Here is a 21,414-nt window from a genome sequence, read left to right on the forward strand (position 1 = left end):
CTGCGCTCAATGTGAGCCGACCCTCCCCCTCCAGGGGAGGGTAAGAGCGCCTCGCTTGCTGCAAGTGATGCTACTTCTTCTTCTTCGCCGGCGCCTTCGATCCCGCCAGCGCCTGCGGGTCGAAGCCGACATAGAAGATGTAGTTGTCGGCGACCGCGGGGGACGGCAGCGGATAGACCAGATCCTCGGCGACGAAGGTGAAGGGGACGCTGCCGTCTTCGGACATCTCGACCGTCGTCCGGTAGGCCTTGGAGGCAATCACCTTCTCGCCGACGCCGCCCTGAACCACGGCGATGCGCAAGGGAACCTCGACCGACGACGGGGCGCCTGCGGGACCTGCGACGACGCGCCCCTGAATGCCGACCCGGGCCGTGATCTCGCCGCCGTTGCGAATGCATTCGCGGGCCATCTTGGTGATGGAGGCCTGGTAGCGCACGTCGTTGCCGACCGCCTGCTTGCCCGCTGCCGCGACCGCATAAGTGGACGCGCCGGAACGCACCGTGACCTGGGGACAATCGACCTCAGGCGCCTCAGTGGGCTGGTTGGGCGCGGGCGCCGTCTGGGCCGGTTCATCCGACTTGCCGCCGAACAGGCTCTTGAAACGGTCGGTCAGCGACTGGGCGGCGGCCGGTGAGGCCGCGGCCAGCGCAACCGAGGCGGCCAGCGCGATCACGAGACCTCGCCTTGGCATCCCCAGCGATGATCGAAGCTCTTTCCGCATGAAAGCCCTGTACTCCATGACACTCCCCGGCGAGTTGCCGGTTAGACTCTTGTTTTGACGCGTTTTCTTTACGCGAACCGGTATCCACTTCGCTCGAAAACGCTCTAGCGCGGGTTATATCGTCAAAATCGGCGAACCCAAGGCAGCAAACAGGCGGCCACAGCCAGACTTTCGGCTTGGTTAGCCGCGAAAATCCTCGTGCAGCAGGCCGAACAGCAGATGGTCCTGCCAGACCCCGTTGATGCAGAGATAGCGCCGCGCCAGGCCTTCGCGGGAGAAGCCGCACTTCTCCAGCACCCGGATCGACGGCAAATTGGTGGGGATGCAGGCGGCCTCGACCCGGTGCAGATTGAGCTCGCCAAACAGGGTCGGCAGCAGTACCCGCAGCGCCGCGGTCATGTAGCCGCGATGGGCATGGGGCTGCCCGACCCAGTACCCGATCGTGCCGGCCTGGACGATGCCGCGGCGGACGTTGGCGAGCGTGATGCCGCCCACCATCGCGCCGTCCAGTTCCCGGAAGATCAGGAAGGGATAGGAGCGGTCGGCCGCGATATCCTCGGTGTACCGGCGCAGTCGCCGCCGGAAGCCCGAGCGAGTCAGATCGTCCGAGGGCCAGATCGGCTCCCAAGGCGTCAGGTAGTCGCGACTTGCTTCACGCAAATGTGCCCATTGCAGGAAATCCGACATCTGCGGCGCGCGCAGCAGGAGGCCATTGCCGCGTGGAGCGAGGGCGGCGGGTCCACTGGATGGCAGGCGAAAGAGGGCCATGTGATGCTTCCCGGGGCGCGTCAGCCCGCGAGGTCAGGTGCTAGTGCAACCGCGCCTTGGCTCGCGCCCTGGTCAATCCTTCCGCAAAAGACACCGCCGTGTCCAGACCCCTTCCGCTACCCAATGCAACCACCGCAGGGCGGCTCCGCGATAACAGCGCCCGCGCCGCGTTGCGGGTTGATTCAACGCTGACCCCATCGATTCGGTCCACCAATTCCTGGACCGTCTGCGGCCGGCCATAGGCCAGCACATGCCGCGCAAGCTGCTCGGCGCGCGAGGAGCAGCTCTCCAGCGCCATCAACAGGCCGGCCTTCATCTGCGCCTTGGCCCGCGCGATCTCGGCCTCGGTCAGGGTCTCCACCGAATCATTGATGATGTCGACCACGACTTCCATCATCTCGGGCGCATCGGCGGGATCGGTGCCGGTATAGAGCCCGAAGAAACCGGTATCGCTATAGGGCGCATGGAAGCTGTAGATCGAGTAGCAGAGCCCCCGCTTCTCCCGCACCTCCTGGAACAGCCGCGACGACATTCCGCCGCCGAGGATGTTGGTGAAGACCTGGAGCGAGAACAGCGACAGATCGGTCTGCGGCACGCCTTCCAGCGCCAGCGTCAGATGCGCCTGCTCGAGCTCGCGGTGCACCACCTTCGCACCGCCCTTGCCGAACTGTGCTGTCTGCGGCTTCGGTCCGGGCGTCCCTTCAAAGCTTGAAAACCGCCTCTCGACCTCGGCGACCACCTGCTTGTGATCGACCGCGCCGGCCGCGGCCACCACCATGTCGGGTCCACGATAATGGGTCGACAGGTAGCCGCGCAGCATGTCGCGGTTGAAGCCGCGCAGCGTCTTGGCGGTGCCGAGCAGCGAGCGGCCCATCGGCTGGTCGGGGTAGCAGAGCTCGTTGAGATGCTCGAACACGACGTCGTCGGGCGTGTCCTGCGCCGCGCCGATCTCCTGCACGATGACGTTCTTCTCGCGCTCGAGTTCGTCCGGCTCGAAGGCCGGATTGGCGAGGATGTCGGAGAGCACGTCGAGCGCCAGCGGCACGTCGGCCTTCATCACCCGCGCATAATAGGACGTCGTCTCGGTCGAGGTGCCGGCGTTGAGGTCACCGCCGACGGCCTCGATCTCCTCGACGATTTCGCGCGAGGAACGCCGCGTCGTGCCCTTGAACGCCATGTGCTCCAGCAGATGCGAGATGCCGTGCTCGTTCGGCTTCTCGTCGCGCCCGCCGACGCCGGCCCAGACCCCGAGCGCGGCGGTCTCGACGTGCGGCATGTTGTCGGTGACGATGGTGAGGCCGGACGCAAGCTTGGAGATCTCGACGCTCATCCGGCGACTCCCTGTTTCGCGGCGCGGCTGACCGACAGCACAAACCGCTCGACCTCAGCCTGGTCGTTTTTCATCACCTTCATGTGTTCGGATTTGGTCATCAATCCGTCGAGCCAGGCGGGAAGTTGCGGCCGCACGCCGCAGGCCGCCTCGACCGCGTCGGGGAATTTCGCCGGATGCGCGGTGGACAGCACGATGTTGGGCACCCCCGTGTCCGTCGAGTCGCGGTCGGCCACCGCCAGCGCCACCGCGGTGTGGGGATCGACGAGCTCGCCGGCCTCGCGCCAGGCGGCGCGGATCGCAGCCGAGGTCTCGGTCTCATCCGCGCGTCCCGCGTCGAACTCCTCGCGCACCGCCGCGAGCGTTGCGTCCGGCAGCACGAAACGGCCCGACTGCTTCAGCGAATCCATCAGGCGGCGCACGCCACCCGCATCGCGCTTGCCCGCCTCGAACAGCAGCCGTTCGAAGTTCGAGGAGATCTGGATGTCCATCGAGGGCGACGCCGTGGCGTGCACCTCGCGCACCTCGTAGATGCCGGTCTTGAGCGTGCGCGCCAGGATGTCGTTGACGTTGGCGGCGATGCGCAAGGTCCGTACCGGCAGGCCCATGCGCTTGGCGACGTAGCCCGCAAAGATGTCGCCGAAATTGCCCGTGGGCACGGTGAAGTCGACCTGCCGCGCCGGCGCGCCGACGGCGACGGCCGAGGTGAAGTAGTAGACGACCTGCGCGACGATGCGCGCCCAGTTGATCGAGTTGACGCCTGATAGCGCGACCTGGTCGCGGAAGCGGTGATGGTTGAACATCCCCTTCACGATGGCCTGACAATCGTCAAAGGTGCCTTCGATCGCGAGCGCATGCACGTTGGCAGCACCCGTCGTCGTCATCATGCGACGCTGCACGTCGGAGATGCGGCCGTCCGGAAACAGCACGATGAGATCGACATTCTCCAGCCCCGCGAAAGCCTCGACCGCGGCGCCGCCGGTGTCGCCCGAGGTCGCAACCACGATGGTGGTGCGCTGGCCGCGCTTGGCGAGCACGTGATCCATCAGCCGCGAGATGAGCTGCATCGCGACGTCCTTGAACGCCAGCGTCGGGCCGTGGAACAGCTCGAGCACGAACTGGTGCGGCGACATCTGGCGCAGCGGCACGACAGCGGGATGGCGGAAAGTGGCGTAGGCTTCATTCGCCATGCGGCCAAGCTCGGCATCCGAAATCTCGCCAGCGGCGAACGGGCGGATAACGTCGACCGCGACCTCCCAATAGGGACGGCCGAAGAATTTTGCGATGGCCTCGTGCGAGAGCTGCGGCCAGGTGACGGGCACGTAGAGGCCGCCGTCGCGGGCAAGCCCGGTCAGCATCACGTCGCAGAAGCCAAGCTCGGGGGCCTCGCCCCGGGTCGAAAGATATCGCGTCAAACCGCCCTCCAAAGGTCGGCCCCAAATCCTAAGTTGAAGCCTAAACCTTTGATTTTAATGAAGTTACTTGTCTCAAGCGTCACAGACTAGGCGGCACCATAAAGCGTTTTGCAGCATCGGGAAACCGCTTCGGCGTCGCCCCTGGGCCCAAGAACCCTGGGCCCAAGAAAAAGGGCTGCGGGGTTGCCGCAGCCCTCTCCTGGAAGGGTCTGTCGTTAATTTGTGCAGACCTACTTTATCCCTCGTCCGGGTCGCCCCCCGTCAAATCGCAGGCGGTGAGCTATCGTCGGCCGCTGTGGGATCGTCAAGTGCAAAAAACCGCGTGCACCGACGATTGTTCCAAGTTTTCCCGGTGCAAGGGCATGATCCGGAAAAGTGTGCAGCGGTTTTCCCTCGCGACAAACGCGGAACGCGTTTGCGCGGAGATCATGCCCAAACAAAGAATTAAAGCGCGATGACAATGCAACCCGATTTCATCGCGCTTCAGGACGCGCTCAATCCAGTCCGATCGCAACCGCAATGCGGATCAGGTCGGAGTGGTTCTTGGCGCCGAGCTTCTGCTTCAACAGCGAGGTGGTGTTGGCGACCGTCTTGTAGGAAATGCCGAGCGCCTCGGCGACCTCGACGATCTTGTCGCCGCGGCCGAGCAGACGCAAAATCTCCAATTCGCGCGGCGTCATCTGCGAGGCCGGATTGGCCTTGATCGCAGCGCCCGAGAACGTCACGGCTTCGGCAAGCTGCGGCGAGATGAAGTTGTCGCCGGCGACGACCTTGCGCACCGCCTTCAACAGGATCTTGGGATCGTCGCCCTTGGACACGTAGCCCTGCGCGCCGAGCTCGACGGCGCGAACCACGAAAGCCGGATCGTCGTTCATGCTGAACATGATGATCTTGGCGGCCGGATCGTCCTTGCGGATGCGGCGCATCAGCTCGAAGCCGGAGACATCGGGCAGGCCGATGTCGATCACGGTGACGTCGGGACGTTTGCTGATATAGGCGCGGTGACCGGACTTGGCGTCGACCGCCTCGTCGATGCGGATCGACTGGTCGACGGCGAGGAGAGTCCGGCAACCGGATAGCACCACGGGATGGTCGTCGACGATCAATACCCTGGTCGCAGGCTTGGCGTTGTCTTGCATTGCGCGCCCTCTTTGCTCGACTGATAGCGCGTCGGGAACAAATGGAAAGAGCGAATCCTGCCACCTCCGTTAGAATTGACCTAAGGTGACAGCGCAATCCTGCGGATTGTTGCAGCGGTTGCGAACTAGAGCCCCGTTCCGATGTCATCGGAACGGGGCTCTAGATTCTAATTTGACGCGTTTTCTTGACGCGAACCGGTATCCACTTCGCTCGAAAACGCTTTAGCACGCGCAGCAATCGACCGGATTCTGCCGCGCAGGCTCGCAAAGCGTATGAACGATCTTGCCGTCGTCGCCAAAGCCGAACAGCGCGCGAATGCGCAAGGAGCCGGCGACGGAATATTCGAGCTCGATCCCTTGCGGCGCGGGGCTGATGTCCTCGAGGCCGACGCCGGTGAAGGAGAAGGCACCGATCTTCGGCTCCCAATAGGCACCGATCTCATTGCGGCCGTGGTAGACATGCGCGCCGGCGCACTGGCATTCCAGCTCCGCATCGTCGGCGTAGAGATCGAGCAGCGTGGTGAGGTCGCCCTTGCGGCAGGCGTCCAGCCAGTCCACGACGATGCCCATCTGGTCGATATCGTTCACGTGCTCAACCCTACTGTGCGCCCCGCGCAAATGCGATCGTGCCTTAGGCCAATAGCCGTGAAACTGGACTGAATGGGAAGACCGGACAATTCCGGGGCTATAGCGTTTTCAAGCGAAGTGGATACCGGTTCGCGTGAAGAAAACGCGTCAAAACAAGTATCCGGAGTTTCCGTTCCGATTCTATCGGGACGGAAACTCTGGGAACCGCCTCAGGCCCGCCGCCGCCCCCTCACCCAGACGCCGAACGCGATCAGCACGGCGCCCGCCAGCGAGAACCAGGTGATGGCGTATTGCAGATGGTCGTCCTTCAGATGCACGTCGAGCGGCCCGGGTCGCGGGATGCCGTTCAGCGGCGCCGGCTGCTCGAGGTCGACATAGAATGGCGCGACCGTACCCCAGCCCAGTGCGCTCGCCATCAGGTGCTGATCGCGCACGAACCAGAGCCGCGTGGTGCGGTTCTCGGCGGGCGTGAGCGCGCCCGGCGCCTCCGGAAAACGGAGGTAGCCGGTCAGCGTCACCGGCTCGCCGGTGACGAGCTTCTTCGCGGCGCGGTCCTGCACGGCGCGGTCCTGCATCGTGTTCTCGACGAAGCCGACATCGATCACGACCATCGCACCATCAGGCAGTCGCGCGGGCAAAAAGGCCCAGGTGCCGGGCGAGGCGGCATCCTTGCGCACGGCGGAGCCGGAGCTGTAGACCATCGCGTCCGGCAGCGGTGCATAGGTCGCGGTGAACGTGACGCGGCGAAACTCGTCCGTTCCCGCGTTCAGCGTGCTCCACTGCGCAGGCGGCGGCAGCGCGACGGGCGGCGCCGCAAGGCGTTCGGTGAGCGCCGCGATCAGCTCGTGCTTGGCGGTGCGGCGCTGCAACTGCCAGACGCCGAGCGCAATGAAGGCTGCCATCACCACGAGCGTGAACAGGGCAAAGCCGGCAACGGCCGGCTTGCGCGGCGCGTCAGTGTTCATTTCGGGCGGTCGATCAATTGGCCCGGCGCCGCCTTGTGATGGAATTGCAGCGCGATCAGCAGCGACTTCATCGCGCGCAGCGGCAACAGCGTGGTTGCGAGAATGAGCGGCAGCCAGAGCGCCGCATGCAGCCAGAACGGCGGCTGGTACTTGACCTCGACGATGAGCGCGCAGGCCACCACGATCGCCCCGGCCAGCATGATGATGAAGATCGCAGGCCCGTCACCGGTGTCGATGAAGGCGTAGTCGAGGCCGCAGCGGTCGCAGGACGGCGCCAGCGTCAGGAAGCCCGCATACATCTTGCCCTGGCCGCAGCGCGGGCATTTGCAGGCGAGCCCGCGCATCGCGCTCTGCAGGACGGTGGTGGGAGGATAGTCGGTCATACACGCTCCTTCCCCTCTCCTTCTAAACGAAAGGGGCGGCCATTGCGGCCGCCCCTTATTAGCATGATCGCTCCGGACTTAGTGCGCGCCGTGCGCCATGGTCTCGGCGCCGCGGCCCCACACGTAGATGCAGAGGAACAGGAACAGCCACACCACGTCGACGAAGTGCCAGTACCAGGCGGCGAATTCGAAGCCGAGATGCTGCTTGGGCGTGAAGTGGCCGGCATAAGCGCGCGCCAGGCACACGATCAGGAACACAGTACCGACCAGCACGTGGAAGCCGTGGAAGCCGGTCGCCATGAAGAAGGTCGCGCCGTAGACGTTGCCGGCGAAGGAGAACGCGGCGTGGGCGTACTCAAAGGCCTGCACGCAGGTGAAGGCGGCGCCGAGCAGGACCGTGAGGATCAGGCCGTACTTGAGACCCTGACGATCGTTCTCCAGCAGCGCGTGATGCGCCCAGGTCACCGTAGTGCCTGACGTGAGCAGGATCAGCGTGTTGAGCAGCGGCAGGTGCCAGGGGTCGAAGGTCTCGATACCCTTCGGCGGCCAGGTGCCCGGCACGGCGCAGGCGCCGGCCTGGGTGCCGAGGCCGCAGCCGAAGACGGCGTCACGGGTGGCATGGACGGCGTCGGCCGGGAACAGCGCGGCGTTGAAATAGGCCCAGAACCAGGCAACGAAGAACATCACCTCGGAGGCGATGAACAGGATCATGCCGTAGCGGTGATGGAGCTGCACGACGCGGGTGTGGTCGCCCTTGTACTGGGCTTCCTTGATCACGTCGGCCCACCAGCTCGCCATGGTGTAGAGCACGCCGATGGTGCCGATGCCGAACAGGATCGGCGCACCCTTGAACATGTGGTGCATCCAGGCGATGGCGCCGAGCGCCATGACGAAGGCCGACAGCGAGCCGACGGCCGGCCACGGAGAGGGATCGACCAGGTGGTAATCGTGTTGCTTGCCGTGCGCGGTTGCCATTGCGGTCAGTCTCCTTAGCCCGTGCCTGTGAGGCACTTGTCCCCTCGAATTCCAATCACCTTGATCTCAAGCGATCCCGGCGATCAAAGATTACCCTTGCGTCTGTCGTCCTCGCCCGAGGCGAGCGGCTTCACCACCGGATCGCGCACGGGATAGAACGTATAGGAAAGCGTGATCGTGCCGAGCCCGTCATTGTCGTGATCCTCAGTGAGCGACGGATCGACATAGAACACCACGGGCATCTCCCGCTTCTCGCCGGGCGCCATGGTCTGCTCGGTGAAGCAGAAGCAGTTGATCTTCTGGAAATAGGATCCGACCGTCAGCGGCGCGACGTTGTAGGCCGCCTGGCCTGCGGTGGTGCGCGCCGCCTGGTTGGTCACGGTGTAGTAGACGGTCACGACCTGGCCGACATTGACCTCGATCTCGGTCTGCTCCGGCTCGAACTTCCAGGGCAGGCCCGGCCCGACATTGGCATCGAAGCGCACCGCGATTTTTCGCGCGAGCGGCCCAGTCGCGGGCGCGGACGTCGCGACCTGCGTCGTGCCGTTGAAGCCGGTGGCGCGGCAGAACCAGTTGTAGAACGGCACGGCCGCATAGGATGCGCCGACCATCAGCGCGACGACGAGGCCGCAGATCGAGGCGACCAGCGTGTCGCGGCCGAGCCTTGCCGGCTTCGGGCTCACGTCCTGCGCTATGGTCGGTTTCTGATCCATCTCTCTCGTTTACATCGGCCGGACTAGCACCGCCGGTCCCTTGACCATGGTGACGGCGAAGAACAGCAGCACGAGCACGCCGAGTGCGAGCGCGATCGCGATCGAACGCTGACGGCGGCTCTTCTTCTGCGCCTCGGTGAGGACGATTCCATCTGGCTCGGGTTTGTCGGCCATGCCTTGATCATGCGCCCCCTACCATCGGAGCAAGCGCCCGGAACACGACCTCGGCGAGCAGGGTCGCAAACAGCGCAAACAGATAAAGGATAGAGAAAGCAAACAATTTGCGGGTCGCGCGCAACGACTGGCTGCGCTCGCGGCGGATGAAAACCTCGATCGCGAACACCAGCATGCCGGCGCCGAGGACCAGCGAGGTAACGCCGTAGACGAGATCGAAATAACCGAGCGCCCAGGGCGCGGCGGCGACCGCAATCAGCACGATGGTGTAGAGCAAAATCTGCAGACGCGTGGCGTCCGGACCGGCGACGTTGGGCAGCATCGGAATGCCGGCGCGCGCATAGTCGTCGGAGCGGAACAGCGCCAGCGCCCAGAAGTGCGGCGGCGTCCAGAAGAAGATGATGGCGAACAGGAGCAGCGGCTCGACCGCGACCGAGCCTGTTACGGCGGCCCAGGCCACCACCGGCGGCAGCGCACCGGCGGCGCCGCCGATCACGATGTTCTGGGCGGTCCAGCGCTTCAGGAGCATCGTGTAGATCACGACATAGAAGAAGATGGTGAAGGCGAGTAGCGCGCCTGCGATCCAGTTGACGAGGATGCCGAGCGTCATCACCGAGAAGAACGCCAGCGTCATGCCGAACGTCATGGCTTCGGCCTTGGTGATGCGGCCGCGCGGGATCGGCCGGTTCGCGGTGCGCGACATCTTGGCATCGATGTCGCCCTCGAGCGCCATGTTCAGCGCGCCGGACGCACCGGCGCCGACCGCGATGCAGAGCAGCGAGGTGAACGCCAGCACGGGATGGAAGTGGCCCGGCGCCATCACCATCCCGACCAGCGCCGTGAAGATCACGAGCGACATCACGCGCGGCTTCAACAGCGCAATGTAATCGGAAACATCAGCCTCGGAGATCCGGGGACCGGCGGCGATGGCGTTATGATCGAGGACCGACACGTCAAGTTACTCGCTTCGGGATAGAGCGGCGGCGCCCCGTGAGGCGCCGCGGCAGATGTTGCTTACTGCACGCGCGGCAGCACTTCGAACTGGTGGAAGGGCGGCGGCGAGGACAGCGTCCATTCCAGCGTGGTCGCACCCGCACCCCACGGATTGTTCGGAGCCGGAACCTTCTTCACGAAGGCGTCGATCACGCAGTACAGGAAGACCAGCACGCCGAAGCCGGAGATATAGGAGCCGACCGACGAGACGTAGTTCCAGCCCGCGAACGCGTCCGGATAGTCGACGTAGCGGCGGGGCATGCCCGACAGGCCGAGGAAGTGCTGCGGGAAGAACACCAGGTTGACGCCGATGAAGGTGATCCAGAAGTGCGCCTTGGCCAGCGTCTCGTTGTACATGTAGCCCGTCATCTTCGGGAACCAGTAGTACCAGCCGGCGAAGATCGCGAACACGGCGCCGAGCGACAGCACGTAGTGGAAGTGGGCGACGACGTAATAGGTCTCCTGCAGCACGCGGTCGACGCCGGCATTCGCCAGCACGACGCCGGTGACGCCACCGACCGTGAACAGGAAGATGAAGCCCACGGCCCAGATCATCGGGGCGCGGAATTCGATCGAGCCGCCCCACATGGTGGCGATCCACGAGAAGATTTTTACGCCGGTCGGGACTGCGATCACCATGGTCGCCGCCACGAAGTAAGCCTGCGTCGCCGAGGACATGCCGACCGTGTACATGTGGTGCGCCCACACCACAAAACCGATGCCGCCGATCGCGACCATGGCGTAGGCCATGCCGAGATAGCCGAACACGGGCTTGCGCGAGAAGGTCGACACGATCTGGCTGATCATGCCGAAGCCGGGCAAGATCAGGATGTACACCTCGGGGTGACCGAAGAACCAGAACAGGTGCTGGAACAGCACGGGGTCGCCGCCGCCGTCGGCCGCGAAGAAGGTGGTGCCGAAATTGCGGTCGGTGAGCAGCATGGTGATCGCGCCGGCGAGCACCGGCAGCGACAGCAGCAGCAGGAACACCGTCACAAGGATCGACCACACGAACAGCGGCATCTTGTGCAGGGTCATGCCCGGCGCGCGCATGTTGAAGATCGTGGTGATGAAGTTGATCGCGCCCAGGATCGACGAGGCACCGGCAAGATGCAGCGACAGGATCGCGAAGTCGACGGCCGGGCCCGGATGACCCGAGGTCGACAGCGGCGCGTAGATGGTCCAGCCGGCGCCGACGCCGTTGGCGCCCGGCTCGCCCTCGACGAAGGTCGAGAGCAGCAGCAGCGCAAAGGAGGCAGGCAACAGCCAGAACGAGATGTTGTTCATGCGCGGGAACGCCATGTCGGGCGCGCCGATCATCAGCGGCACGAACCAGTTGCCGAAGCCGCCGATCATCGCGGGCATGACCATGAAGAAGATCATGATCAGGCCGTGGCTGGTCACGAAGACGTTGTAGGTGTGCGTCTCGTGGAAGATCTGCACGCCCGGGATCATCAGCTCGGCGCGGATCGCAACCGACATCGCGGCACCGATGATGCCGGCGATGACCGCGAACACCAGGTACATCGTGCCGATGTCCTTGTGGTTCGTCGAATAGACGTAGCGCCGCCATCCGGTCGGATGGTCATGCGCGTGATCATCATGGGCGTGATCGCTGTGTGTCGCTGCACTCGTTGCCATTTTCAAATCCTGCCTTGCGTCCCGTTCGGACCCGTTCCGGTTCGACCCCTTGGGTCGAACCTTGAGGGTCCCGCCCTTATTCCCCTAAGGTCCCGCGCTTACTGCGTCGGACCCGCGGCCGAAGCGTAGGTGCTCGTGCCGCCGCTCGCATATTTCTTCTTCGCCGCCTCGACCCAGGAGGCGAACTCCTGGTCGCTGACCACGCGAATCGCGATCGGCATGAAGGCATGGTCCTTGCCGCACAGTTCCGAGCACTGGCCGTAGAACATGCCGGTCTTGGTGGCCTTGAACCAGGTCTCGTTCAGGCGGCCGGGAATGGCGTCGATCTTGACGCCGAAGGCCGGCAACGCGAAGGCGTGAATCACGTCGGCGCCGGTGGTCTGGACGCGAATCACCTTGTTCACCGGCACGACCATCTCGTTGTCGACGCCGAGCAGGCGCGGCTGCTTGTCCTGCGCCATCAGCGAGTCGAACTCGAACTTGCCGTTGTCGGGATAGGCGTAGGACCAGTACCACTGCTTGCCGGTGGCCTTGACGGTGATGTCCGCCTTCGGCACGTCCAGCTGAAGGAACAAAAGGCGGAACGATGGCACCGAGATGCCGACCAGGATCAGCACCGGGATCAGCGTCCAGGCCACCTCGATCAGCGTGTTGTGCGTGGTGCGCGAGGGCACCGGATTGGCCTTGGCGTTGAATTTCACCACCACGATCACCAGCAGCGCCAGCACGAACAGCGTGATGAGCGTGATGAGCACGAACAGGAAATTGTGGAACCAGACGATGTTGTCCATCACCGGCGAGGCGGACGGCTGGAGCGTCCACTCCCACGGCGACGGCTGTCCCAGCTCACCGGCGGTTGCCGCGCCGCCTGCGGCCAGCATCAAGCCCGCCACGGCCAATCCCAGCAAGTTCCGGCCCATCGACATCCTCATGCCGTTCGCGCTCCCCTCAAGAATTACCCCAATGCATCCGCCCATTGTCAGGGAATGCTTGTCCGACCCGCCCTCTGACAAACCGCCTGCAAGAATACCTCTAAGAGGCATCTGGGCCAGATCGCTAGAACGCCGAAATCAGCCTCTCAAACCATAATTCTTGATCTATCGCAATGCAGTCTTGAGCCCGGTCTGTCAGCCATCACACGCAAGATATTTCCCAGTAACATCAGACAAAAATACCGTTCCCGGCGGCGCCGCGGCTTGACAGCAGGATTGCCCGCTGTAGGCACAAGCGAGCTGGTCGGCCGAAACCTGATTCGTGCGGGCGGAGGCGGGGCGCGCGGCGCGATATTTGCTTGCGAATCGCCTTCAAGACGCCGTCATTTCCCGTATCAGTTCCGATAGTTCGACCGAAACGACCCAGGCGAGCGGACAATTTGCCAGACCTGCAAGGCGATCACAGGGATTGAGCCAGATGGAGCTCTCGAAACTCAGGGAATTTGAGGTGCGACGCTGGAATGCGCTGGCTGCCCTTCTGGCCGCTTTTGTCCTCCTCGCCCTGCCCGGCCTTGCCCACGCGCAAGGGGCGGTGCGCTCGGTGCACGGCGACTGGCAGATCCGCTGCGACACCCCGCCGGGCGCCCAGGCCGAGCAATGCGCCCTGATCCAGAGCGTTGTCGCCGAGGACCGCTCGAACGCCGGCCTGACCGTGATCGTGCTCAAGACCGCCGACCAGAAGAGCCGCCTGATGCGGGTGGTCGCGCCGCTGGGCGTGCTGTTGCCCTCCGGCCTCGGCCTCAAGCTCGACAACCAGGACGTCGGCCGCGCCGGCTTCGTGCGCTGCCTGCCCAATGGCTGCGTCGCCGAGGTGGTGATGGACGACAAGCTGCTCGGCCAGCTCCGCAGCGCCAAGACCGCGACCTTCATCATCTTCGAGACGCCCGAAGAAGGCATCGGCTTCCCGCTCAGCCTCAACGGGCTTGGCGACGGCTATGACAAGCTGCCGTAGGGCCTTTTCTCTACATCGACACTGCTAGTTCCGTCATCCTGAGGTGCGAGCCATGGGGCGCAACGCGCCGCATGGGGAGCCTCGAAGGATGCACGGCCGAGCTGGTAGCCGGGCCGTCGCCCTTCGAGGCCTACGCTACGCTCCGGCGCCTCAGGATGACGGTGATGGATTTTCGCTCGCGGTATCTATGCTCCGCCTCACGCCCGGTCGATGCGATAGAGCTCGCTGTCGCACCAGCCACAGCGATAGATGCGGCCCATGCTCGGCACCGGCGCGACCAACGCCTTGCGACGGCACGCGTTGCAGACGACACCATCCGCGGTGCGACAGCCCGGATGGGCTGCGAGATATTCGTCAAGGCTCGGATAGGATTGCCAGCGGCGGCGATAGATCCACTGGTTGAAAAGCAAGACCGCGCCCAGCGCGGCAAAGCCGATGATCAGGCCGTGATATAGGTCCCAGAATTCGAGCAGGGGTAACGCGGGCTTCCACATTGCTGCAATCTCGCGCGGCCGGCCGGACCGGATGAGCGCATATAGTTCGAAAACGTGAAAACCGGATTAAGTCGAGCGGCGACCGAGGGAGATGCAACACCCCTTCCTAGAACAGCACCGCCATCTGGATCACGCTCTCATAGACGCCATCGATCCTGACCGCGTTGCGCGACAATCCCTCGACGGCAAAGCCGACGCTCTTGTAGAGCGCGATCGCGTTCAGATTGTTTTCGCGCACCGAGAGTTCGACCCGCGTCATGCCGGCGGCCTGCGCGGCGTCGAGTGTCGTCCGGATCAATCGCGTTCCGACCCCCCCCTGGCCCCGAAATGGCTGCAAAAGGCCCATACCGAGGATGCCGGCATGGGCATAGATCGGGCGCGGATGGCGCCTGACATCGCACCAGCCGACCACGTCACCGCCTGAAAGAGCGACGAATTGCGGATGCCCATGGGCGATCATGTCGAGGACGAAGCTGCGCATCGCTTCCAAGGGCGGCGCTTCCAGGAAGGCCGGATAACGCTTTTCCCGCGCGACCGCATCCAGCGTGCGGTGGAAGCTTTCGATATGCGCTTCGGATATCACAATGATTTCAATCATGTCGTTTCCGTAATGTGTTTGGACGGCCCCTCGCCGAACGCATCCGAAACCATTATCTTGCCCAAGATCTTGCTCAAGACATCCCCGACAACGGACGCATGATGACCAATCCTGCCACCACCTCCCTGCTCGAGCGCGCCAATCTCGACCGCGACAAGGTCCGCCATGAAGTCGCGCGCGGGCTTGCCGGCGCCGACGATGGCGAACTGTTCCTCGAATACAGCCAGACCGAAGCGCTGATGTTCGACAATGGCCGGCTGAAGCAGGCGACCTATGACACCTCGCAAGGCTTTGGCCTGCGCGCCGTCAAGGACGATGCGGTCGGCTATGCGCATTCCTCCGACGTGTCGCTGCCGGCGCTGATCCGCGCGGCCGACGCGGTTGCCGCCGTGCGCGGCGGTTACTCCGGCAGCTTTGCCGCGCCGCCGCCGCACACCAATGTGCGGCTCTATGCCGACGACAATCCGCTGGACGCGCCCGGCTTCGAGGCCAAGGTGAAGCTGCTCGCCGAGATCGACGCGTATCTGCGCGACAAGGATCCGCGGGTGCGGCAGGTCAGCGTGAGCCTCGGCGCAACCTGGCAGGTCGTCGAGATCCTGCGTCCCGACGGCGAGAGCTATCGTGACATCCGCCCGCTGGTGCGTGTGAACGTGTCCGTCGTCGCAGGGCAAGGCGACCGGCAGGAGAGCGGCAGCAAGGGCTATGGCGGCCGTGCCGGCTACGCCGAATTCATCGAGACCAGGAACTGGCGCGACGCCGCCGACGGCGCGCTGCGCGAGGCGCTGGTGAATCTGGAATCCGTGCCGGCGCCCGCCGGCGAGATGGACGTGGTGCTGGGCGCAGGCTGGCCCGGCGTGATGCTGCATGAGGCCGTCGGGCACGGCCTCGAGGGCGACTTCAACCGCAAGAAGACCTCGGCGTTCGCAGGCCTGATGGGCCAGCAGGTCGCCGCCAAGGGCGTCACGGTGGTCGACGACGGCACCATTGCCTCGCGCCGTGGTTCGCTCTCGATCGACGACGAGGGCACGCCGACCAACCGCACCGTGCTGATCGAGGACGGCATTCTGGTCGGCTACATGCAGGACCGCCAGAACGCCCGGCTGATGAACATGAAGCCGACCGGCAACGGGCGCCGCCAGGGCTATGCCCATGTGCCGATGCCGCGCATGACCAACACCTACATGCTGGCCGGCGACCGCGAGCCGGGCGAGATCATCGCCTCGGTGAAGAACGGCGTGTTCGCCGCGAATTTCGGCGGCGGCCAGGTCGACATCACCTCGGGCAAGTACGTCTTCCAGTGCACCGAGGCCTACAAGATCGAGAACGGAAAGATCGGCGCGCCGCTGAAGGGCGCCATGCTGATCGGCAACGGGCCGACCGACCTGCATCGCATCCGCATGATCGGCAACGATCTCGCGCTCGATACCGGCATCGGCACGTGCGGCAAGAACGGACAGGGCGTTCCCGTCGGCGTCGGCCAGCCGTCGCTGCTGATGGAGCGCATCACGGTTGGAGGCACCGGCGCATGAGCGTTGAGAAGGTAGCAAGCGCGAAGCCCAAGGGCAGCGGCTGGCGCGGCCAGCTCGTGCAGCTCGCGGGCATCGTCGCAGCCGTGTTCATCGCCAAGGGCGCGCTGGCCGAGCCGTTCTACGTGCCGTCGGGCTCGATGGAGCCGACGCTGTTGATCGGCGATGCACTGCTCGCATCGAAATTCCCTTATGGCTACGGCACCTCGTCGCTGCCGATCCAGATCAATTTGCCGGAAACCGGCCGCGTCTTCGCCGAAACGCCGAAGCAGGGTGACGTCGTGGTGTTCCGCTGGCCCGGCGACCGCTCGCAAGCCTGGGTCAAGCGCGTGGTCGGATTGCCGGGCGACCGCATCCAGATCCGGCAGGGCCAGCTCTTCGTCAACGACCGTCCCTGCGAACTGAAGCCTGACGGCGTCGGACAGGCCGAGGACGACAATGGCGGCAGCGAACCCGCCTACCGCTATATCGAGACGCTGCCGAACGGCGTGTCGCATCTCATCTTCAAGATGCGCGACAATGGCCCGCTCGACAACACGCCGGAAGTGACGGTGCCGGCTGGCCATCTGTTCGTGCTCGGCGACAACAGAGACAACTCCGCCGACAGCCGCGTGCCGCTGCGCTCCGGCGGCGTCGGCCTGCTGCCGATCGACAATCTCGTCGGCCGCGCCGATGCCGTGCTCGGCTCCTGGGACCTCGGCATGCGCAGCCAGCCGGTGTGGACCTGGCTGTCCGGTTTTCGCGTGGCGCGGTTCTTCACCGCGGTGAAGTGAGCGGCCAAGCGCGTGAATCGTTGGGTGGGCAAAGCGAAGCGTGCCCACCGCTTTCGTCTCGATCCTGGAGAGATGGTGGGCACGGCGCAAGAGCGCCTTTGCCCACCCTACGATTCCCGATGACCCGCGACGAATTCATCGCTCTCGCGCTCCAGAACCCGAACAACGTCGCCATCATCGACGCATTGCAGGAACTCGCGCTGCCCGATGCGTGGCTCGTCTCCGGCTGCCTGGTGCAGAGCGCGTGGAACGTGCTCACGGACCGCGCGGTCGATCACGGCATCGCCGACTATGACGTGTTCTATTTCGATCCTGACACCTCATGGGAGGCAGAGGATGCGGTGATCCGCCTCTTGCACCAGCGGCTCGCGCATCTCTCGATCAAGGTCGAAGCACGCAACCAGGCGCGCGTGCATCTCTGGTATCCGGCGAAGCACGGCCTGCCCTACCCGCCGCTGACCTGCTCGACCGACGGCATCGATCGCTTCCTCACGCAGAACACGCAAATCGGCATCAGAAGGACAGGCGACGGTTACGACGTCTACGCGCCGCATGGCTTTGACGATGTCGCTCACCTGATCGCGCGGCCCAATCCGGGTCCGAACTTTTCCGCGGCGAATTACGATGTGAAGGCCTCGCGCTGGAAGGCGCTGTGGCCGGAGCTCACGGTGATTGCGGCGGAGGAGACATAACCAATTCCGTTGTTCCGGGATGGTGCGAAGCACCAGACCCGGAATCTCGAGATTCCGGGTTCGATGCTAACGCATCGCCCCGGAATGACGTGCTTCGCACGTCACCGAACCACGCCCGAGATGAACCCCGCCTTCCGTCGCGGCGGCTTGATTTCTTTCTTCAGGAAGCAGCGCGCTTCGCGGGTGGTATAGCCGGGCCGTGCATAGGTGAAGGCGCGGCATTTGTTGTCGGCGACGCAGGCGGCCTTGCAGGCGTCCTCGCCCTCATCAGGCTTCAGCGCGAAATTGCGCAAGTCTCCGCCGGGCCGGTCGATCGAAGACTCGACGCCTTCGACACGCGGCTCGACGACACCGGCGCCGCGCACACCGGAGATGCAGCAGCTTTCGGGAACGCGCGGCGGCACGGTGTTCTTCAGCCAGCACACCGCCTTGCCGCCCTCGACGTCGGGATAGCTAAAGCTCCAGGCCCGGCATTTGCGGTCGCGCTCGCAGAGCAGCGCGCAATCCTCTGGGTCGCCGGAGACCACCGGTGTGTTGAAATAGTCGCCGCCCGGGCGGTCGAACGCCGTCTGCGCCTGGGCAAGCGGCGGCGCAAGCGCGGCCGTAAGCAGCATCGCGCATGCCAAAACCTTTGCCATGAAGGCCCCCGGCAGGCGGCACTTCCCCATCAGAACAGCTTTCGAGTTATTGAACGCGTTACCCTTTTTGCAGCCGGTCATTTGATCGCCGCAAACCTGTATGGGCGATGAACGGCGCAAAGGGCGCAATGGGACGATTGAACTAGAGCCTTTTTCCGATGGAATCCGGACGGGGCTCTGGACTCCTGGCTTGACGCGTGCCTCGGCGCGAACCGCCGTCCACTTCGCTTGAATACGCTCTAGAACGCGTATTCCGCATAGGCCGGTTCCACCGAACCCTTCCAGGGCCCGTTGAATTTCTCCAGCAGCTCTTCGGCCGGCGTCCGCCCGGAATCGATGATGCGGTCGAGCGGTTCGAGGTGGCGGGTCTCGTCGCGGCCGAGATGATCGATCCGCCCGCGGCGCCGCAAGCCGGCATGGGCCAGCATCAGGCATTCCTTGGCGATCTCGAACAGATAACGGTCCTTGATGCGCGCCTTGAAGCCGAAGCGCGGCACATCGTCGCGCAGCGCCTGGCGCTCATGCGCGCTCCAGTGCTTGACCAGGTCCCAGGCGGCGTCGAGCGAGGTGTCGTCGTACAGCAGCCCGACCCAGAAGGCGGGCAGCGCCGGCAGCCGGCCCCAGGGGCCACCATCCGAGCCGCGCATCTCGAGATAGCGCTTGAGCCGCACCTCGGGAAAGATCGTCGAGAGATGATTGGCCCAGTCCGACAGCGTCGGCCGTTCGCCGGGAAGGGAATTGTTGCGGCCCTCGAAGAAGGCGCGGAAGGACGAGCCTGAGACGTCGATGTAGTCGTCGCCGCGCTTGACGAAGTACATGGGAACGTCGAGCGCGTAGTCGACATAGCGCTCAAAGCCCATGCCGTCCTCGAACGCCCAGGGCAGCATGCCCGCGCGCGCATTGTCGGTGTCGCGCCAGATCTCGGAGCGGAAGGAAAGGAAGCCGTTTTGCTTGCCTTCGGTGAAGGGAGAATTGGCGAACAGCGCGGTGCCGACCGGCTGCAGCGCCAGCGAGACGCGCAGCTTCTTGACCATGTCGGCTTCCGAAGAGAAGTCGAGATTGGTCTGCACGGTACAGGTCCGGTACATCATGTCGATGCCGTACTTGCCGACCTTCGGCATGTAGTTCGACATGATCTTGTAGCGCCCCTTGGGCATCACCGGAATCTCGGCGCGCGACCAGGACGGCGTCATGCCGAGCCCGAGGAAGCCGATGCCGAGCGGCGTTGCGATCTCGCGCACCTGCGCCAAATGCGCCATCAACTCGCTCTGGGTCTGGTGCACGGTCTCGACCGGTGCGCCCGACAGCTCGAACTGTCCGCCCGGCTCGAGCGAGATCGCACCGCCGCCGGTGACGTCGTAGAGGCCGATGATGTTGCCCTTCTCCATGATCGGCTCCCAGCCGAGCAGGAGCTTCATGCCGTCGAGCAGCGCGCCGATGCCGCGCGCACCCTCATAGGGCACCGGGCGGAGGCCGTCGAGCGTGAACGGCGTCTTCTCGTGCTCGGTGCCGATGCGGAATTCGCTGCGCGGCTTGCAGCCCTCCTCGAACCACGCGACGAGTTCGTCGCGCGATTGCAGCGGCGTCATATCGATCTGGTCTCGCGCCATATCAAACTCTAATCAAAAGCGCTTCGACCGAATGCGCGAGGTGACAGTGAAGCCCGCGAACCCAGGGGGTCGCGGACGATGTGGTGTGATGCGGGATCATCGCGCCGTCGTGCTTTCGCTGACGGGCAGCTTCATCTCGCCGCAGGAGCAACCCAGACGGTCGAGCAGAGCGCTGAGCTTCACGGCGTCCGCATCGGACAGTTTCGAGCCGACATGCTTCTCGATCGCGGCGGAATAGGCGCTCCACATCCGCTTTTGCAACTCGCGGCCGGCCTCGGTGATCTCGACGAACTGGCCGCGCTTGTCGATCTTGCATTCGCGCCGGGCGGCCAGGCCCTCGTCGACCAGACGGTCGATCAGCCGCGAGGTCGAATATTGCGGGATCAGCATCTGCCGCTCGAGTTCCACCGGCCGCAACTCACCCGTCGGCGCGCGCGACAGTTCCAGCAGCGCGTCGTACCAGGCCAGCGGGGGAAAGCCGGCCTTTTTCAGGTCCTGCTCGACACAGCCGAGCACCCGGCTCTGCACCCGCATCAGGCGGATCCAGGCGGAGGTCGCCTCGGTCGATGGTTTGCGTTTCATGGTCCCGTTCTCAGTCGTATGCTCACTCTACCGCACTTGATGCATCTGCATCAATCTTGACTATTTCATGCAAGTGCATGTAGTCATTCCTTTGCCGCCACCAACCACCGGCAGGAGAAAATTCCATGAAACTCTACTATTCGCCCGGCGCATGCTCGCTGTCCCCCCACATCGCGCTTCTGGAAGCGGGCCTGCCCTATGACCTCGTCAAGGTCGATATCCGCGCCAAGAAGCTCGAAAACGGTGAAGACTATCTGAAGGTGAATCCCAAGGGCCAAGTCCCCGCGCTGGGCCTCGATAGCGGTGAGATCGTGACCGAAGGGCCGGTCATTGTCCAGATGATCGCCGACCAGGCCGCTGCAAAAGCGCTGGCCCCTGCGCACGGCAGTTCCGAGCGCTACAAGCTGCTGGAGTGGCTGAACTTCCTGACCTCGGAGGTGCACAAGAGCTTTGGTCCGTTGTTCGCCCCGGCGCTGAACGACGATGCGAAAGCGTTCTTCAAGGACCGCGTCATGGGCAAGCTGAAATATATCGACAGCCAGCTCGCGGGCCGCGACTACCTCATGGGCAAGCAGTTCACGGTCGCCGACGGCTATCTCTTCACCATGCTGACCTGGGGCGAGCGGATGAAGTTCGACCTCTCGGCGATGCCGCATCTTGCCGCCTACATGGCCCGCGTCGCCGCGCGGCCGCAGGTGCAGGAAGCCCTGAAGCGGGAAGGCCTCGCGCAGGCGAAGTAACGCCACTGCAAG

Annotated in this window: 24 protein-coding genes; 5 read left to right on the forward strand and 19 right to left on the reverse strand. The window is 64.4% G+C overall.

The window, feature by feature from the left end; all coding sequences use genetic code 11:
* Nucleotides 1–70: 70 nt before the first annotated feature.
* The 14 genes from KUF59_RS41715 to coxB all read right to left on the reverse strand — a co-directional run bounded on the left by KUF59_RS41715 (nucleotide 71) and on the right by coxB (nucleotide 12,737).
* On the reverse strand, nucleotides 71–721 hold the full coding sequence (locus tag KUF59_RS41715) for a hypothetical protein (protein ID WP_212457858.1): 651 nt from the start codon (nucleotides 719–721) through the stop codon (nucleotides 71–73).
* 180 nt (nucleotides 722–901) lie between these two features.
* Nucleotides 902–1,489 carry a GNAT family N-acetyltransferase gene (locus tag KUF59_RS41720; RefSeq protein ID WP_212457859.1) on the reverse strand — a complete coding sequence of 196 codons (588 nt, stop codon included), beginning with the start codon at nucleotides 1,487–1,489 and terminating at the stop codon, nucleotides 902–904.
* A gap of 40 nt (nucleotides 1,490–1,529) precedes the next feature.
* Nucleotides 1,530–2,819: a M16 family metallopeptidase gene (locus tag KUF59_RS41725; RefSeq protein WP_212457860.1), complete on the reverse strand. Its 1,290-nt coding sequence runs from the start codon at nucleotides 2,817–2,819 to the stop codon at nucleotides 1,530–1,532.
* Entirely contained in the window at nucleotides 2,816–4,234 is a 1,419-nt protein-coding gene (thrC, locus tag KUF59_RS41730; protein ID WP_212457861.1) for a threonine synthase, read from the reverse strand. Before thrC ends, KUF59_RS41725 begins: the two co-directional genes overlap by 4 nt.
* A 494-nt stretch (nucleotides 4,235–4,728) precedes the next feature.
* Nucleotides 4,729–5,373, reverse strand: coding sequence for a response regulator transcription factor (locus tag KUF59_RS41735; protein WP_212457862.1), 645 nt, complete (start codon nucleotides 5,371–5,373; stop codon nucleotides 4,729–4,731).
* Between the two features lie 222 nt (nucleotides 5,374–5,595).
* Nucleotides 5,596–5,961 carry a nuclear transport factor 2 family protein gene (locus tag KUF59_RS41740; RefSeq protein ID WP_212457863.1) on the reverse strand — a complete coding sequence of 122 codons (366 nt, stop codon included), beginning with the start codon at nucleotides 5,959–5,961 and terminating at the stop codon, nucleotides 5,596–5,598.
* Between the two features lie 209 nt (nucleotides 5,962–6,170).
* Complete coding sequence (locus KUF59_RS41745; protein ID WP_212457864.1) at nucleotides 6,171–6,926, reverse strand: SURF1 family protein; 756 nt, start codon at nucleotides 6,924–6,926, stop codon at nucleotides 6,171–6,173.
* A complete protein-coding gene (locus KUF59_RS41750; protein WP_212457865.1) occupies nucleotides 6,923–7,309 on the reverse strand; it encodes a DUF983 domain-containing protein in 387 nt (128 codons plus the stop codon). Before KUF59_RS41750 ends, KUF59_RS41745 begins: the two co-directional genes overlap by 4 nt.
* A gap of 78 nt (nucleotides 7,310–7,387) precedes the next feature.
* A complete protein-coding gene (locus KUF59_RS41755) occupies nucleotides 7,388–8,284 on the reverse strand; it encodes a cytochrome c oxidase subunit 3 (RefSeq protein ID WP_212457866.1) in 897 nt (298 codons plus the stop codon).
* Between the two features lie 83 nt (nucleotides 8,285–8,367).
* A complete protein-coding gene (locus tag KUF59_RS41760) occupies nucleotides 8,368–8,997 on the reverse strand; it encodes a cytochrome c oxidase assembly protein (RefSeq protein WP_212457867.1) in 630 nt (209 codons plus the stop codon).
* A gap of 9 nt (nucleotides 8,998–9,006) precedes the next feature.
* Nucleotides 9,007–9,171, reverse strand: coding sequence for a CoxF protein (locus KUF59_RS41765; RefSeq protein ID WP_212457868.1), 165 nt, complete (start codon nucleotides 9,169–9,171; stop codon nucleotides 9,007–9,009).
* Nucleotides 9,172–9,178: 7 nt separating this feature from the next.
* A complete protein-coding gene (locus KUF59_RS41770; protein WP_212457869.1) occupies nucleotides 9,179–10,123 on the reverse strand; it encodes a heme o synthase in 945 nt (314 codons plus the stop codon).
* A gap of 62 nt (nucleotides 10,124–10,185) precedes the next feature.
* Nucleotides 10,186–11,805: a cytochrome c oxidase subunit I gene (gene ctaD, locus KUF59_RS41775; protein WP_212457870.1), complete on the reverse strand. Its 1,620-nt coding sequence runs from the start codon at nucleotides 11,803–11,805 to the stop codon at nucleotides 10,186–10,188.
* 98 nt (nucleotides 11,806–11,903) lie between these two features.
* Nucleotides 11,904–12,737 carry a cytochrome c oxidase subunit II gene (coxB, locus tag KUF59_RS41780; protein ID WP_212457871.1) on the reverse strand — a complete coding sequence of 278 codons (834 nt, stop codon included), beginning with the start codon at nucleotides 12,735–12,737 and terminating at the stop codon, nucleotides 11,904–11,906.
* 478 nt (nucleotides 12,738–13,215) lie between these two features.
* Here coxB and KUF59_RS41785 point away from each other — a divergent pair, with 478 nt between their 5' ends.
* Nucleotides 13,216–13,749, forward strand: a complete 534-nt coding sequence (locus KUF59_RS41785) for an invasion associated locus B family protein (protein ID WP_212457872.1) — start codon at nucleotides 13,216–13,218, stop codon at nucleotides 13,747–13,749.
* Nucleotides 13,750–13,946: 197 nt separating this feature from the next.
* On the opposite strand, the gene KUF59_RS41790 is transcribed toward KUF59_RS41785, so the two are convergent.
* Nucleotides 13,947–14,243: a hypothetical protein gene (locus tag KUF59_RS41790; RefSeq protein WP_212457873.1), complete on the reverse strand. Its 297-nt coding sequence runs from the start codon at nucleotides 14,241–14,243 to the stop codon at nucleotides 13,947–13,949.
* Nucleotides 14,244–14,349: 106 nt separating this feature from the next.
* The gene (locus KUF59_RS41795; protein ID WP_212457874.1) at nucleotides 14,350–14,841 is read right to left on the reverse strand and encodes a GNAT family N-acetyltransferase; all 492 of its coding nucleotides are present in this window, start codon (nucleotides 14,839–14,841) and stop codon (nucleotides 14,350–14,352) included.
* A 101-nt stretch (nucleotides 14,842–14,942) separates the two neighbouring features.
* Between KUF59_RS41795 and tldD the strand changes: the two genes are divergently transcribed.
* The 3 genes from tldD to KUF59_RS41810 all read left to right on the forward strand — a co-directional run bounded on the left by tldD (nucleotide 14,943) and on the right by KUF59_RS41810 (nucleotide 17,832).
* Complete coding sequence (gene tldD, locus KUF59_RS41800; RefSeq protein WP_212458163.1) at nucleotides 14,943–16,370, forward strand: metalloprotease TldD; 1,428 nt, start codon at nucleotides 14,943–14,945, stop codon at nucleotides 16,368–16,370.
* Entirely contained in the window at nucleotides 16,367–17,140 is a 774-nt protein-coding gene (gene lepB, locus KUF59_RS41805) for a signal peptidase I (RefSeq protein WP_212457875.1), read from the forward strand. The genes tldD and lepB overlap by 4 nt, the downstream gene beginning before the upstream one ends.
* Nucleotides 17,141–17,259: 119 nt before the next feature.
* Nucleotides 17,260–17,832 (forward strand): nucleotidyltransferase family protein, encoded by a 573-nt coding sequence (locus tag KUF59_RS41810; RefSeq protein WP_212457876.1) that lies wholly within the window; start codon nucleotides 17,260–17,262, stop codon nucleotides 17,830–17,832.
* 101 nt (nucleotides 17,833–17,933) lie between these two features.
* Here the strand turns inward: KUF59_RS41810 and KUF59_RS41815 are convergent, their stop codons facing one another.
* The 3 genes from KUF59_RS41815 to KUF59_RS41825 form a co-directional block, all read right to left on the reverse strand.
* Complete coding sequence (locus tag KUF59_RS41815; protein ID WP_212458164.1) at nucleotides 17,934–18,500, reverse strand: PAN domain-containing protein; 567 nt, start codon at nucleotides 18,498–18,500, stop codon at nucleotides 17,934–17,936.
* A gap of 209 nt (nucleotides 18,501–18,709) precedes the next feature.
* Entirely contained in the window at nucleotides 18,710–20,080 is a 1,371-nt protein-coding gene (locus tag KUF59_RS41820) for a glutamate--cysteine ligase (protein WP_212457877.1), read from the reverse strand.
* Nucleotides 20,081–20,176: 96 nt separating this feature from the next.
* The gene (locus KUF59_RS41825) at nucleotides 20,177–20,662 is read right to left on the reverse strand and encodes a MarR family winged helix-turn-helix transcriptional regulator (protein ID WP_212457878.1); all 486 of its coding nucleotides are present in this window, start codon (nucleotides 20,660–20,662) and stop codon (nucleotides 20,177–20,179) included.
* A 125-nt stretch (nucleotides 20,663–20,787) separates the two neighbouring features.
* On the opposite strand from KUF59_RS41825, the gene gstA reads away from it, so the two are divergent.
* On the forward strand, nucleotides 20,788–21,402 hold the full coding sequence (gene gstA / locus KUF59_RS41830; RefSeq protein ID WP_212457879.1) for a glutathione transferase GstA: 615 nt from the start codon (nucleotides 20,788–20,790) through the stop codon (nucleotides 21,400–21,402).
* Nucleotides 21,403–21,414 lie beyond the last annotated feature (12 nt).

Source organism: Bradyrhizobium arachidis (genome assembly GCF_024758505.1).
Taxonomy (GTDB): Bacteria; Pseudomonadota; Alphaproteobacteria; order Rhizobiales; family Xanthobacteraceae; genus Bradyrhizobium; species Bradyrhizobium manausense_C.

What these genes read in the sequence shown, in the direction of transcription:
- KUF59_RS41715 (WP_212457858.1), bottom strand. Translation starts at nt 721, where the DNA reads ATGCGGAAAGAGCTTCGATCATCGCTGGGGATGCCAAGGCGAGGTCTC.
- KUF59_RS41720 (WP_212457859.1), bottom strand. Translation starts at nt 1,489, where the DNA reads ATGGCCCTCTTTCGCCTGCCATCCAGTGGACCCGCCGCCCTCGCTCCA.
- KUF59_RS41725 (WP_212457860.1), bottom strand. Translation starts at nt 2,819, where the DNA reads ATGAGCGTCGAGATCTCCAAGCTTGCGTCCGGCCTCACCATCGTCACC.
- KUF59_RS41735 (WP_212457862.1), bottom strand. Translation starts at nt 5,373, where the DNA reads ATGCAAGACAACGCCAAGCCTGCGACCAGGGTATTGATCGTCGACGAC.
- KUF59_RS41745 (WP_212457864.1), bottom strand. Translation starts at nt 6,926, where the DNA reads ATGAACACTGACGCGCCGCGCAAGCCGGCCGTTGCCGGCTTTGCCCTG.
- KUF59_RS41750 (WP_212457865.1), bottom strand. Translation starts at nt 7,309, where the DNA reads ATGACCGACTATCCTCCCACCACCGTCCTGCAGAGCGCGATGCGCGGG.
- KUF59_RS41755 (WP_212457866.1), bottom strand. Translation starts at nt 8,284, where the DNA reads ATGGCAACCGCGCACGGCAAGCAACACGATTACCACCTGGTCGATCCC.
- KUF59_RS41760 (WP_212457867.1), bottom strand. Translation starts at nt 8,997, where the DNA reads ATGGATCAGAAACCGACCATAGCGCAGGACGTGAGCCCGAAGCCGGCA.
- KUF59_RS41765 (WP_212457868.1), bottom strand. Translation starts at nt 9,171, where the DNA reads ATGGCCGACAAACCCGAGCCAGATGGAATCGTCCTCACCGAGGCGCAG.
- ctaD (WP_212457870.1), bottom strand. Translation starts at nt 11,805, where the DNA reads ATGGCAACGAGTGCAGCGACACACAGCGATCACGCCCATGATGATCAC.
- coxB (WP_212457871.1), bottom strand. Translation starts at nt 12,737, where the DNA reads ATGAGGATGTCGATGGGCCGGAACTTGCTGGGATTGGCCGTGGCGGGC.
- KUF59_RS41785 (WP_212457872.1), top strand. Translation starts at nt 13,216, where the DNA reads ATGGAGCTCTCGAAACTCAGGGAATTTGAGGTGCGACGCTGGAATGCG.
- KUF59_RS41790 (WP_212457873.1), bottom strand. Translation starts at nt 14,243, where the DNA reads ATGTGGAAGCCCGCGTTACCCCTGCTCGAATTCTGGGACCTATATCAC.
- KUF59_RS41795 (WP_212457874.1), bottom strand. Translation starts at nt 14,841, where the DNA reads ATGATTGAAATCATTGTGATATCCGAAGCGCATATCGAAAGCTTCCAC.
- tldD (WP_212458163.1), top strand. Translation starts at nt 14,943, where the DNA reads ATGACCAATCCTGCCACCACCTCCCTGCTCGAGCGCGCCAATCTCGAC.
- lepB (WP_212457875.1), top strand. Translation starts at nt 16,367, where the DNA reads ATGAGCGTTGAGAAGGTAGCAAGCGCGAAGCCCAAGGGCAGCGGCTGG.
- KUF59_RS41810 (WP_212457876.1), top strand. Translation starts at nt 17,260, where the DNA reads ATGACCCGCGACGAATTCATCGCTCTCGCGCTCCAGAACCCGAACAAC.
- KUF59_RS41815 (WP_212458164.1), bottom strand. Translation starts at nt 18,500, where the DNA reads ATGGGGAAGTGCCGCCTGCCGGGGGCCTTCATGGCAAAGGTTTTGGCA.
- KUF59_RS41820 (WP_212457877.1), bottom strand. Translation starts at nt 20,080, where the DNA reads ATGGCGCGAGACCAGATCGATATGACGCCGCTGCAATCGCGCGACGAA.
- KUF59_RS41825 (WP_212457878.1), bottom strand. Translation starts at nt 20,662, where the DNA reads ATGAAACGCAAACCATCGACCGAGGCGACCTCCGCCTGGATCCGCCTG.
- gstA (WP_212457879.1), top strand. Translation starts at nt 20,788, where the DNA reads ATGAAACTCTACTATTCGCCCGGCGCATGCTCGCTGTCCCCCCACATC.